This window comes from Vibrio sp. OY15 (assembly GCF_000742455.1).
In the GTDB taxonomy this organism is placed as follows: Bacteria; Pseudomonadota; Gammaproteobacteria; order Enterobacterales; family Vibrionaceae; genus Vibrio; species Vibrio alginolyticus.
This window is the reverse complement of the sequence record NZ_JPIL01000031.1, coordinates 31,466-44,048: the sequence shown is the minus strand read 5'-3', so window position 1 is coordinate 44,048 and position 12,583 is coordinate 31,466. Positions and strand designations below refer to the sequence as shown.

Genomic DNA, 12,583 nt, shown 5'->3' with positions numbered 1-12,583 from the left:
TTCTCATTGCAGCATGAACCGAATAATGGCGAATCGTCATTCTGCTCAAGCGGTAGATACAGTATCCACTTCACGGTCAGTTTTAGTGAACGTTGCTGCCCCAAACCGTTTTGACAATATCCAAAATGGTCGCGTGACCTAAACAAAACTTTGCAGTTGTACTGCATGCTTACATAGAGAGAGTAAACAATGAAAAGACAAGGTGGTTTCACCCTTATCGAATTGGTAGTGGTAATTGTAATCCTAGGTATTCTAGCGGTCACTGCAGCACCACGTTTCCTTAACCTGCAAGATGATGCTCGTGAGTCTGCTCTTCAAGGCCTGAAAGGTGCCATTGATGGTGGTTCTGGTATTGCTTTTGGAAAAGCTGCAATTGAGAGTCAGGATGGTCCAACTGGTTCTATCAGTGCTGCCGGCAAAACTTTGAACCTTGTTTATGGTTACCCTAAAGCAACTAAAGATGATTTAGAATTAGTGGTTGATGGTCTGGATACTGATTGGGCTAAGAAAGCTTCAAGTGGCGCTGATACGGGTGTTCTATTCGGTATTAAAGGTTTTTCTGATAGCTGTGTGCTTTACACACAAGCTACAGAAAACGTCCCAGCGAAAACCTCTATTGTTGAAGGCTCTGCTAGCTGTACAGACGAGTAATTTCTTTAATATAAAGGCCAGCTAGTCTGGCCTTTATCTCTTTATTTTGATGAATATCGGAATAGCTCATATGCGTAAATCATCGGGTCTTAGTGCGATAGAGTTTGTGGTTGTGCTGATTATCTTAGGTGTGATCGGTTATGTGGTATTACCAAGATTTATCAGCTTCGAGCCAGAAACTTACGAAGCGAAGTGGGAGCAAACCAAGCAGACCGCCGAGCACGTTTCTGAAACGCTGAGCAATAAAGAAACTTACGATCGAATTGAAGAAGAGATTGGTCGTTCAAAAGGGCAAAATAACTAGACATTGGTTATTTGTTCGTCTGTTCACACTTTGAATCGAAAAATTATAAACCTATCATTAATCTCATAATTTCATCGTATACTTATCTCGCTTGTTCTAAGCCTAAGGTTGGGTTATGAAAATTCGCAGCTCTGCATTAGGGTTCACGTTAATGGAGTTAATCCTCGTGATTGTTCTCCTCTCCATCCTTTCACTTTTTGCAGCCAGCCGTTTTATGGACTCTGGCAGTTTTTCTGCATATGCATTACAAGAACGTGTGATTTCTGTGATTCGCCAAGTGCAAGTGAATCGTATGCAGTCGAATGCTACAAGTCCTGATAACAACTTTCGTTTACAAGTTTCTAGCTCATGTGTTGGTTCGGTTGCTGCCTGTGCACTAACAGGCAGTGCACGAGATGCTCGTAGTGACGTGGTTATCGATAAGTCCGCAAATTTTTCTGTTATCAGCGGTGCCGCAAATACAGTTAATTTTAACCTTCTCGGCAATCCTGTAAGCGGTGCTGTAAACATCTTAATTGAAGATAAACATGGTCGAAGCCGCTGCCAAGTTGAAATTAATTCTCAAGGTTATGTTTCTAAAGGTACATGCTCATGAAGAAATCTAGTGGCATGACTTTAATAGAAATGATCATCGCGATTGTTTTGATGGGTATTGCGATGGTGGCGTTTACTTCTTTTCTTGTCCCTCAGATTCGAGATTCCGCCATCCCTCATTATCAAACCCGCGCTGCCGCATTAGGCCAAGGTTTTATGTCTCAGATATTGGCGCGAGGCTTCGATGAAAACAGCGACTTTGATGGTGGCACCGTTCGGTGTGGTGAGAATGGAGTGAGCTGCACTGACGTAAATAAATTAGGTGCGGATAAAAAACTAGACGGTTCCTTGGAAACAACGCCTAGTGATTTCAATGATGTCGATGACTATATCGGGTGTTGGAGCACATCTACAACGGCTTCTCAGTGTGATGGTATCCCTAGAGGGAATATTAGTGATGTACTTGGTGCGGACAGTACTGAGCAGTACAAAAACTTTAGATTAGAAATTAGCGTTGCCTATGATGATCTGACGGATAAAGCTCCCGATGAAATAACCGAATACAAAAAAGTAACATTAAGGATTTTTGCGGGGAACACGCAGCCCCTTACTTTAACAGCTATTAAGGGGAACTACTGATGAAAGATCGTGGTTTCACCTTAATGGAAATGATAGTTACGATTGTGGTCGGCAGCTTCATCATGTTGGGGATAGCTGGGTATGTCCAGTTAGGAATGAAAGGTTACGCTGATACTATCGATCGCCAACGAATACAAACGCAGGCTCAGTTTGTTTTAGAAAAGATGACGCGTGAAATCCGCCATGCTGTACCTAATAGTTTCCATATACCAAAGGATGCTTCCCATTGCTTAGAATTTGTTCCGATTGAGTATTCTGGTTTTTACACTTTTAAGAATAATGATTTAGAGTTTTTGCTAGGTAATGACTCAACGCTTAATCCTATTCCTTCGAATCGCAGGATGGTGATAAATCCGAGCCGATATGAAGATTTAAAATCAACTTCTTCGCAAAATATAGCCATTGGTGGTTTAGCAAAAACAGATAACGTTTTTGTCGTTAGTGGGGCGGCAAATACGGTTGTGGGCAACTCAGTTTCTAGTCGTCTTTATATTTATCAAGAGAAGTCAGAGATTCGCTACTGTTTTGATACCAAGCGAGTTACGCGAAATGATATTACGGTTGCAGATAGTGTCGATACGTCCGTAAGTGGTATGCGTTATCTAGAGCCTACTCTGCAACGAGGTGGTTTAGTTCATATCAATTTAGAGTTTGAGCAGGATGGTGAACGTAGTGTGTATCAACAAGATGTGCAGGTGCTCAATGTCCCATAGAAGAAACTCCAGCGGAAATGTACTAATCATCGTGTTATTCGTAATTATTGTAATGGGATATTTGGCTTCCTCTTTAATGAAGGTGACATGGTCGAACCAAAGCGGATTAACAAGAGAGTTTTTGGGAACAAAAGCTTGGTTTGTTGCTCAGTCTGCAAATGAGTGGGCTCTGACCAAGATGTATCCGTTAAATACAAGTACAACAGATATCGCGACCGTATGCAGTGGGGAGGTTAGCGGTGCCGTTCCGCCGGTAGCTGTGGGAAGTGGGTGCAAGGTTAATGCGATGGCATGTACAGATATAGGTACTTTCAATGAGGGTACCCCTGACGCTGAATCTCTTTTTAAGGTGCAGGCCACGGCAACGTGTGGTTCTGGGGTTATACAGGTACAGCGTCAGCAAGAGGTTTGGGTAAAGGATTAGAATAATGAAAAAGACCATACTATTTTTAATTTCGCTATCACTGTCTGCCTTTTCATACGCGGATACCTGGCAAGCTACGGAGTCTTGTTCGGTCCATCTAAAAGAGTCGTTTTCGGTCGAAGCTAATTACCAGGTGGCAGTGAGTGATGGCGTTATTTACTTGAAAAAGCAGGGAAAGGGCAACGTCACTCTCTATCCGCTCTGGTCCGTTGAAAACTACTCCCCCAGCTCTTACCGAGGAATATTCCATGAGCAGGACCTGGAACCCGGCCAGAAGTACGTAGTTCGTATTGAATATGATAACGTTACGAAGCACGGGCATACGTATACGGCGGATTTGGCTTATCTGCTTTATAAAGAAGGCTTGCTTATAAAAGAAGTTGCCGCTAAAGGCCAATCTTTTTCACAAGTTTCAGATAGCGCTGACGTTTTGTTTGAAATCGGTAATGGGTTATCTGATTTAGATTGTGAGCCTGGGGCAAGGCCTACTCCTCCCATCCCTCCAGCATCAAGCTTTGCTGTACCGGATCACGTGTGTCAACTTTTCCCTGAACCTGTCCAAGGCTGGCAGCAGGAAGAAAGCAAACTGATTGTGACTAATTCAACTGTCAGGGCGTTGGGCTGGTCTGACGAATATCTGGCGGACAGCCGCAACTTCTACACCTACAAACAGAACTGGGACAGCGGCAGCGAGTGGCGCAACCTGCGCGTGGGCTTTGATAGCGGTGAGCAGGCCTCACAGTTGTACAAGGACAAAACCCCTTATATCTGTAATAACGAGTTTGGCTGTTTCCCGAAAGATGGTTTGGCGGGAGATGGCAGTTTGGCGGGTGGTGATGGCCTGACAGAGCGACGCAAAGCGGAAAAACCGAGTGCTCTGAACGCAACCTTTAACGCCACTAAACAACAGGTTATTCGTACGAATCCAAGTGCAAAAAAATACTATGGCAAGGTTTGTGGTAATGGTTCAGATGTTTGTAGTTACCAAGAATTCGGCGATCGCGTTGTCATCAGCTTGAAGCGCGACCTTAAACGACTAAAGATTATTGAAAGTGCAAACAGTCAAAAGGTTGAGCTGAAGATCGCTGGTGAACGCAAAATAGAAGAGTTGGTTTACGAGTCTAAGTCCAATCTCTCACTATATTTGGCCGATAACACCAACCTGACAGTGAAAACTTTCAAAAATATAGGCGCCAAGCCGAAGCTGATTTTTGGTAGCAACGTTACCTGGAATGTGGTGGGTACGAATCAGACGCCCGGCTCGTATACCGGCAACAATGCTGATTTTAAACTCGAAGATGCCTATTTTGATTACCGTACCACACAAAGTGATTTGGTATTGCCGGTGATCTATGGGCCACAGGCGAGTGTGCATTTCAAAACCGCCACGTCACAACAGTTTAAAGGCTTTATTCTTGCCAAGAGCCTGGTGCTGGATACCGGCGAACAAATTTATGGTGCAGTCACAAGCCGTTGGCTTGATATGCGAGGCTCAACTCAAGTTGTCAAACCGGACTATCCGCAGCCGTGCTGGACGCCTCCTCAGCCTAAGCAGTGTAAGCCATTACCACCCGAAAACTTCGATAACGGCAGCCTGGCCAACTGGTCAGTGATGGGCTTTGAAAGCAGTACCCAGCCGCAGACGAACAATGGGCGTTTCAGGCTGAATGAAAGTATACGTCGTCAGGCCACGGCGTCGGCCTACAATTATGTCTTTCCATCGGCACAAAACTATTTGCAGATTGAGTTTGATCATTACGCCTTTGGTGGTGATGGTGCTGATGGTATAGCTCTGGTGCTGTCGGATGCCAATGTGCTGCCGAAAACCGGTGCCTTTGGCGGCCCGCTGGGCTACGGGATGAAGCTGCAGAAAAACCACAGCGAAGAAGTGACTAAAGACATTGAAGGCTTTGCTGGAGGTTGGCTAGGAATCGGTCTTGATGAATACGGTAACTATTACCGTACTGGTGGAGAGGTTGTTGATAAATATTCACCACGAAAACAGAACTTGATAGGTGTTCGTGGTCCCGGCTCCACGGACTCAAATGGTCAGTGGCTTAAGGGCTATAAATACATTAAGGGCTATGAACCTAGTCGAAAAGATCTGCCAGTTGAAGATATTGATGGTCCCCGCAGTGGCTTACATAAATACAGAATCGTGCTCAACTCACGTGAGTCAGGTAAATATTATCTCACGGTCGAAAGAAAAATAGATACAGGAGAATGGAAAACACTAATCGAGAAGTTTGATGTACTTCAGCAGGGCAGCTTTAATACGGTGCCAGAGAACTTCCGCCTTTCTGTCACCGCATCAACCGGTTGGTCGACCAATACTCATGAGATTGATAACTTCCAGGTATGTGCCGATGAGGCCATCCCACTGACCGAAGGCATCCACCACTTTGAGTTTGATTATTCGGGCTCAGGCAGCACTTGTCAGGCCTCTCAAGTGGAGCTGCGAGCGTGCATGAATGCGGACTGTAGCAAGCGCTATCCGCGCGACGCATACAATAACGGGATGCTTAAGCCACTCAATGTGACGCTGACGCCTTCGGCGGGGCATGACATTGCTAACTGGGTCGGTGGTACACAGGTAACTGTTCAAAACCAGAAGGAATTAGCGCTACAGGCTTCGGAATCTGGCACTATTACCATGGGCGTGGCCAGCAGCTCGGTACCGCAGTTTGGTTTTGAAGGTGCACGCTGTCGTATTAATGGCGGCGAGCTCTTGGCAGAGAACTGTGAGGTGACTTTCGTTAAGAATGTTTTAGCGGTCAACGTGGCCGATGTGGTGGCCAACCGCCAGAGCCAGGGTGAGGATCACTTGTCGTTCTGTTCTGCTCAGGCAGATGCGGACGGTGAGTCGCGCAACGTGAGAATGTCGATGGCGTATGAAGTTGCACCGGTTGATAAAACTCAGCCGGTGTCGATCTGGTACAAGAGAAAGGTCGGCAACAACACGGTCGACTGGACAAGTGAGCCAACTTTACTTAAGACACAAAGTATAGTGTTGAAAAATGTGTATTTTGACTCGCAGGGCAAGGCGTACTTTAAAATTAAGTATCCGGAAGCAGGTAAAGTGAAGCTCAATGCGAGCGTCGATGGTGTGGGCGATTCTGCTGGCTTTGCCAGCTTTGTCAGCTTCCCTGAGTATCTGAAGCTAACAGCAACCAAAGCGGATAAAAACGGTACCTGCACCAAGGCCATTTCTGGCTGTAGCAACAGTTTTGTTGCCGCTGGTGAGTTGTTTGACCTGACCGTGACCGCCTATCAGGCGGCGGATGAAAATACAGAAAAGGTCGCCAAAAACTACCAGGAGCCGGCCATTACCATCGCCAACAGCGTGAAATACCCGGCTGAGGGGGCGTCAGCCACGCTGTTGAATACCTCATTGCCGGAGGGGAGCAAATGGGCCAATGGTAAGGTGATGCTGCCGCAGTCGGTCTCGGAAGTCGGCGCATTTGAATTTAGCGTAGCTGCACCAGTTGCGAGTGATGAAAACGGCAAACCGCTGGGTACCTCAAGCTATTTAGGTAGTAGCGCGTTCAAAATTAAGGATGCAATAGCGACAATAGGTCGCTTCTATCCGGCTTACTTTAACGTTACGGAAACCAACTGGGACTATCCGGATAACCAGGGCGAGTCGGCCTACATGGGGCAGGCTTTCGATTCGGTAAGCTTTGCTGTGACCGCCTATAATGCCAGTGGCGGCGCGACACAAAACTACGGTTTGTTTGCTAGTGGATTAAAAGCCGATTTCTATCTGTCCGGTGAACATTCGGATCGCTTGAATATCGCGAATGCGGATCTCGGCGATAAAAACTGGAGCGGCGCGGTGTGGCGTAAGCAGTGGGATAATTCGGTTCAATGGAGCAAACCAATTTTGCCCGATGGGCCGTTTAACTCGAAAGTGGTGGCGGACAAATCTACCAGTACCACGATTAGCCTATCACTGAGCAATTCTGGTGGTAAAACCAGTAGCTATGTTGACCCGACATTATTCAGGTTTAAAAGTAGCGTTAACGGCAATGAACAATTGACTACCAGCGTGGCACAAGTGTTGCTGGCACAACCGGATGTGCGCTTTGGTCGCATCGCTCTTGATGATGTTGGTGGAAATCAGGGGGCGACCTTACATATTCCTCTAAGAATCGAATACTGGAATGGTAGCCGCTTTATCGCCAACCCTAATGACAATCAAACCGATGTGAAAGGTGTCACTGCCGCTGAAAGGCATATTTGGCCAACAGGTACTGATGCTGATCCTAAAGCGGTTACACTAGGAGCTGGTGGTGAAGTGTCTTCTGGTTCTTCTCGATCTGTTACTGCAACTCAAGCTGAACCATACCGTCAGCAAACACGCGTTTGGTTAGATCTTGATGATTCAAAAAATGGCTTACCTTGGCTCAAGTACAACTGGGACAATAAGAAAGCTGGTGAAGAAAACCCATCCTCCGTCGTCACCTTTGGTATTCATCGTGGTAACGATCGCGTGATTTACCGTGGTGAGCCAGGGTTAACCGGACAGTAACAACTTAGGTTTTTGCCCTTAAGTTAGGAAACTGCAAGAAATTGAGGCTTTCTGCTCATGTTTGTGTACCAATACCTTGCTGTGACAGCGAGGCATTGGTACATTTAGAGCAATTTTTGTCTTCTATATTTTTGCAGGATGAGCGAAGAGTATGTTTAAGAAACTTCGTGGCATGTTTTCTAACGATCTATCTATCGATTTAGGTACAGCCAACACTCTAATTTACGTAAAAGGGCAAGGTATTGTCCTTGATGAACCTTCTGTAGTTGCTATTCGTCAAGATCGTGTAGGTTCTGCAAAAAGCGTTGCTGCAGTCGGTCACGCAGCAAAACAGATGCTTGGTCGTACACCTGGCAACATTTCCGCTATCCGCCCAATGAAAGACGGCGTAATCGCTGACTTCTACGTAACCGAAAAAATGCTTCAGCACTTTATCAAGCAAGTGCACGATAACAGCATCCTAAAGCCAAGCCCACGTGTTCTTGTTTGTGTTCCTTGTGGTTCTACCCAAGTTGAGCGTCGCGCAATTCGTGAATCAGCACTTGGTGCTGGTGCCCGTGAAGTTTACCTAATCGACGAGCCAATGGCGGCGGCAATTGGTGCTGGTTTACGCGTATCTGAGCCGACAGGTTCAATGGTGGTCGATATCGGTGGTGGTACAACTGAAGTTGCCGTTATCTCTCTAAACGGTGTGGTTTACTCATCGTCTGTACGTATCGGTGGTGACCGCTTTGATGAAGCTGTGATCAACTACGTACGTCGTAACTACGGCAGCTTGATTGGTGAAGCAACGGCTGAAAAGATCAAACACGAAATCGGTTCTGCTTACCCAGGTGATGAAGTTCAAGAGATTGAAGTTCGCGGTCGTAACCTTGCAGAGGGTGTGCCACGAAGCTTTAGCTTGAACTCAAACGAGATCCTAGAAGCGCTTCAAGAGCCGCTATCTGGCATCGTATCAGCAGTCATGGTTGCACTAGAACAGTGCCCACCAGAGCTTGCTTCAGACATTTCTGAAAACGGTATGGTACTAACCGGTGGTGGTGCACTACTTAAAGACCTAGACCGTCTGCTAATGGAAGAAACTGGTATTCCTGTGGTTATCGCGGAAGATCCACTAACGTGTGTGGCTCGTGGTGGCGGTAAAGCTCTAGAAATGATCGACATGCACGGTGGCGATCTGTTCTCTGAAGAATAAAGGTTTAGGTGAAGCTCATGTCGGGCTTCACCTTCATTTCTGCTCTCTCTGTAATTCAAACATGCTCCATACCTAAAAGTATTTAGTTAAGTATTTTTAGGTTGCCAAGTAAGGCTCAATAATCATGGAAGCAATCAGGTCAAAAACAAGATGAAACCGATTTTCGGCAGAGGTCCGTCTCTGCAATTACGTCTGTTTTTTGCTGTCATCGTGTCGGCGAGCTTAATGCTGGCCGATAGTCGTCTAGATACGTTTTCCAACGTTCGATACCTACTAAACAGTATGGTTGCACCGATTCAGTACGCAGCGAATTTACCTCGTAGTATGTTCGATGGAGTATTTGAACGTTTTAATTCTCATCAGGCATTGGTTGAAGGCAATCGCAGCTTAAAGCGAGAAGTGCTACGCCTGAAAAGCGAGCTTATCTTGCTCGACCAATATAAAGAAGAAAACCAACGCTTACGTAAGTTGTTAGGATCTTCATTTGTCCGTGATGAAAAGAAAGTCGTGACAGAAGTAATGGCGGTTGATACTTCACCTTATCGTCATCAAGTGGTGATCGATAAAGGCCGTATTGATGGTGTTTACGTTGGTCAGCCTGTTATCAATGAGAAAGGCATCGTTGGTCAGGTCACGTTTGTCGCAGCGCACAACGCACGTGTTCTGCTGCTAACGGACGCGAAAAATGCAATTCCTGTCCAGGTGATCCGCAATGATATCCGAGTGATCGCATCGGGCAATGGTGAAATGGATGAAATCCAACTGGAGCACATTCCAACCAGCACAGATATTCAGGTTGGTGATTTATTGGTGACATCCGGTTTAGGTGGCATTTACCCTGAGGGATACCCAGTCGCGACGGTTACCAATGTGGATCACGATACGCGTCAAGAGTTCGCTTCAATCAAGGCTGAGCCGGTTGTGGAGTTTGATCGCTTACGCTACCTACTGCTGATTTGGCCGAATGAAGACCGTCAACACAAAGTACTGCGGTCCAATGTAGATGAAGGGTTAGAGCAAGAACAAGAGGTAACCGATGGCCAATAATGTATTGAGTAGCCGAATGGTGATTGGCGTCAGTTTCTTCGTTGCGCTGGTACTGCAAACCATTCCATGGCCAGGTGTGTTAGATGTGTTACGCCCTTCATGGTTGTTCCTTGTTACGTGTTATTGGGTGTTGGCACTACCGCACCGAGTGAACGTCGGAACTGCGCTAGTGTTGGGCTTATTATGGGATATCTTGATCGGCTCAACGCTTGGAATTCGTGGCATGATGATGTCGATCGTTATCTACCTCGTGGCGCTGAATTTCCTGTTGATTCGCAACATGGCTTTGTGGCAACAGTCGATTTTAATTGCCTTTTTTACTGCGTTATTGGAAGTTTTGATATTCTGTGGGGAATATTTGAACCAGGACGTAGTATTTAATCCATTATCTCTGTGGACGGCGGCAATAAACTGTATACTTTGGCCATGGATGTTTTTATTAATGCGACGAGTTCGTCGTGCATGGCACGTAAGGTAAAGCGGTGAAGAAAAGCTTATCTCTCGTTCTCGCATCGGGTTCTCCGAGAAGAAAAGAGCTGCTTGCTCAACTGGGTTATGATTTTGAGATCGTATTGCCTGATATTGAGGAAGCCAAACAGGCTCATGAGCAAGCACGAGATTACGTGTTGCGTCTTTCTTTGGAAAAAGCTCAGGCAGGCTTAGCGTTGGCTAAGCCTGATTCCGTTGTATTGGGCTCTGATACGGTCGTAGTATGCGATGACCGTGTGCTAGAAAAACCAAAAAGTTTTGAAGATTCAAAGCGTATGCTTACTGACTTATCGGGTCGTCGCCATCAAGTGATGACTGCGGTGAGCGTTGTATCATCGGAACAACAACATTCAGTGGTCGTTACCACTGACGTGTGGTTCAAACCACTGACTCACGAAGAAATCGAACAATATTGGCAGTCAGGAGAGCCATGCGATAAAGCTGGAAGTTATGGTATTCAGGGACTCGGAGGGCGATTTGTCACCCGAATCGAAGGCAGTTATCACGCTGTAGTAGGCTTACCTTTGTTCGAAACCGATCAGCTAATTCAAGAATTTTTATAATTGTTTTGAGGTGTGCACATGAGTGCAGAATTGCTGCTTAACGTGACCCCGAGTGAAACTCGTGTGGCCATGATTGAAGGTGGAGTACTACAAGAAATACATATCGAGCGCGAATCGCGTCGCGGTATTGTGGGCAATATATACAAAGGCAAAGTAAGCCGAGTGTTACCAGGCATGCAGGCGGCTTTCGTCGACATTGGTTTAGATAAAGCGGCGTTTTTACATGCGTCAGATATTGTTCCTCATACCGAATGTGTGGCAGAAAACGAAAAACAGCAGTTTCAAGTCCGTGATATCTCTGAGCTGGTACGCCAGGGACAAGACATTGTTGTGCAAGTGGTCAAAGATCCGCTCGGCACAAAAGGTGCGCGTTTAACGACGGATATCACCTTACCTTCGCGTTATCTTGTTTTTATGCCGGGGGCCAGCCATGTCGGTGTTTCGCAGCGTATTGAAAGTGAAAAAGAGCGCGAGCGTTTGAAAAAGGTGGTGAACCATTACTGCGATGAGCACGGTGGTTTTATCATTCGTACCGCGGCAGAAGGCGCTGATGAAAAAGAGCTCTCTCAAGATGCGGCATTTCTAAAGCGTTTGTGGCTAAAAGTCATGGAGCGTCGCTCAAAATACAAAACGCGTTCAACACTTTACGGTGAACTCGGCTTAGCTCAACGCATTCTGCGTGACTTTGTTGGCACAGAGCTCGATAAGATCATGGTCGACTCCCGCCTTGAATATGAAAACCTGAAAGAATTCACTTCTGAGTATGTACCGGAGTTAACAGATAAGCTTGAGCTTTACGAAGGTGACAAGCCAATCTTTGACATGTACGACACCGAAAACGAAATTCAGCGTTCTTTAGAGCGCAAGGTCGAGCTAAAATCGGGCGGCTATTTGATCATCGATCAAACCGAAGCCATGACCACCATCGATATCAACACGGGTGCATTTGTTGGTCGTCGTAATCTCGAAGAGACTATCTTCAATACCAATATAGAGGCAACGCAAGCTATTGCGCGTCAGCTACGTTTACGTAACCTCGGCGGTATCATCATTATTGATTTTATCGATATGGCATCCGAAGAGCATCGTCAGCGAGTACTTACCTCACTGGAAACGGCGCTGGCGAAAGACCGAGTAAAAACCAACATCAACGGCTTTACCCAGCTTGGCTTAGTTGAAATGACGCGTAAGCGCACGCGAGAAAGTATTGAACATATCTTGTGTTCTGGCTGTCCTACTTGTGAAGGCCGTGGCAGCGTGAAAACGGTCGAAACCGTATGCTTTGAGATATTACGCGAGATTACTCGTGTGAACCGTGCTTACGACGCCGATAATTTTGTCGTGTACGCATCGCCGTTTGTTGCTGAAGCGCTATTGGGCGATGAGTCTCATGCGTTGGCTGAGCTCGAAGTATTTATTGGCAAGCAAGTGCGAGTTCAGGCTGAACCCCTGTACATTCAGGAACAGTTTGACGTCGTAATGATGTAATTTGG

At 46.2% G+C, this 12,583-nt stretch carries 12 protein-coding genes; all 12 read left to right on the top strand.

The window, feature by feature from the left end; all coding sequences use genetic code 11:
• Positions 1-189: 189 nt before the first annotated feature.
• Positions 190-651 carry a type II secretion system protein gene (locus IJ23_RS22675; RefSeq protein ID WP_033907416.1) on the top strand — a complete coding sequence of 154 codons (462 nt, stop codon included), beginning with the start codon at positions 190-192 and terminating at the stop codon, positions 649-651.
• Between the two features lie 70 nt (positions 652-721).
• Positions 722-955 carry a type II secretion system protein gene (locus tag IJ23_RS22670; protein ID WP_005388453.1) on the top strand — a complete coding sequence of 78 codons (234 nt, stop codon included), beginning with the start codon at positions 722-724 and terminating at the stop codon, positions 953-955.
• Between the two features lie 115 nt (positions 956-1,070).
• Positions 1,071-1,550, top strand: a complete 480-nt coding sequence (locus tag IJ23_RS22665; protein WP_025767602.1) for a type II secretion system protein — start codon at positions 1,071-1,073, stop codon at positions 1,548-1,550.
• Positions 1,547-2,128 (top strand): type II secretion system protein, encoded by a 582-nt coding sequence (locus IJ23_RS22660; protein WP_025767603.1) that lies wholly within the window; start codon positions 1,547-1,549, stop codon positions 2,126-2,128. Before IJ23_RS22665 ends, IJ23_RS22660 begins: the two co-directional genes overlap by 4 nt.
• Positions 2,128-2,841, top strand: a complete 714-nt coding sequence (locus tag IJ23_RS22655; protein WP_033907415.1) for a PilW family protein — start codon at positions 2,128-2,130, stop codon at positions 2,839-2,841. The genes IJ23_RS22660 and IJ23_RS22655 overlap by 1 nt, the downstream gene beginning before the upstream one ends.
• Complete coding sequence (locus tag IJ23_RS22650) at positions 2,831-3,265, top strand: hypothetical protein (protein WP_033907414.1); 435 nt, start codon at positions 2,831-2,833, stop codon at positions 3,263-3,265. The genes IJ23_RS22655 and IJ23_RS22650 overlap by 11 nt, the downstream gene beginning before the upstream one ends.
• Before the next feature lie 4 nt (positions 3,266-3,269).
• Positions 3,270-7,796 (top strand): DUF6701 domain-containing protein, encoded by a 4,527-nt coding sequence (locus IJ23_RS22645; protein WP_033907413.1) that lies wholly within the window; start codon positions 3,270-3,272, stop codon positions 7,794-7,796.
• A 151-nt stretch (positions 7,797-7,947) separates the two neighbouring features.
• Positions 7,948-8,991 (top strand): rod shape-determining protein, encoded by a 1,044-nt coding sequence (locus tag IJ23_RS22640; RefSeq protein WP_005381144.1) that lies wholly within the window; start codon positions 7,948-7,950, stop codon positions 8,989-8,991.
• 150 nt (positions 8,992-9,141) lie between these two features.
• Complete coding sequence (gene mreC / locus IJ23_RS22635) at positions 9,142-10,038, top strand: rod shape-determining protein MreC (protein ID WP_005381142.1); 897 nt, start codon at positions 9,142-9,144, stop codon at positions 10,036-10,038.
• Positions 10,028-10,516, top strand: coding sequence for a rod shape-determining protein MreD (gene mreD, locus IJ23_RS22630; protein WP_005381141.1), 489 nt, complete (start codon positions 10,028-10,030; stop codon positions 10,514-10,516). The genes mreC and mreD overlap by 11 nt, the downstream gene beginning before the upstream one ends.
• 4 nt (positions 10,517-10,520) lie before the next feature.
• The gene (locus IJ23_RS22625) at positions 10,521-11,090 is read left to right on the top strand and encodes a Maf family protein (RefSeq protein ID WP_005381139.1); all 570 of its coding nucleotides are present in this window, start codon (positions 10,521-10,523) and stop codon (positions 11,088-11,090) included.
• 18 nt (positions 11,091-11,108) lie between these two features.
• Positions 11,109-12,578 (top strand): ribonuclease G, encoded by a 1,470-nt coding sequence (gene rng, locus IJ23_RS22620; protein ID WP_005381138.1) that lies wholly within the window; start codon positions 11,109-11,111, stop codon positions 12,576-12,578.
• Positions 12,579-12,583: the final 5 nt, after the last annotated feature.

Coding starts and splice junctions, on each gene's coding strand:
- IJ23_RS22675 (WP_033907416.1), top strand. CDS start 190: ATGAAAAGACAAGGTGGTTTCACCCTTATCGAATTGGTAGTGGTAATT.
- IJ23_RS22670 (WP_005388453.1), top strand. CDS start 722: ATGCGTAAATCATCGGGTCTTAGTGCGATAGAGTTTGTGGTTGTGCTG.
- IJ23_RS22665 (WP_025767602.1), top strand. CDS start 1,071: ATGAAAATTCGCAGCTCTGCATTAGGGTTCACGTTAATGGAGTTAATC.
- IJ23_RS22660 (WP_025767603.1), top strand. CDS start 1,547: ATGAAGAAATCTAGTGGCATGACTTTAATAGAAATGATCATCGCGATT.
- IJ23_RS22655 (WP_033907415.1), top strand. CDS start 2,128: ATGAAAGATCGTGGTTTCACCTTAATGGAAATGATAGTTACGATTGTG.
- IJ23_RS22650 (WP_033907414.1), top strand. CDS start 2,831: ATGTCCCATAGAAGAAACTCCAGCGGAAATGTACTAATCATCGTGTTA.
- IJ23_RS22645 (WP_033907413.1), top strand. CDS start 3,270: ATGAAAAAGACCATACTATTTTTAATTTCGCTATCACTGTCTGCCTTT.
- IJ23_RS22640 (WP_005381144.1), top strand. CDS start 7,948: ATGTTTAAGAAACTTCGTGGCATGTTTTCTAACGATCTATCTATCGAT.
- mreC (WP_005381142.1), top strand. CDS start 9,142: ATGAAACCGATTTTCGGCAGAGGTCCGTCTCTGCAATTACGTCTGTTT.
- mreD (WP_005381141.1), top strand. CDS start 10,028: ATGGCCAATAATGTATTGAGTAGCCGAATGGTGATTGGCGTCAGTTTC.
- rng (WP_005381138.1), top strand. CDS start 11,109: ATGAGTGCAGAATTGCTGCTTAACGTGACCCCGAGTGAAACTCGTGTG.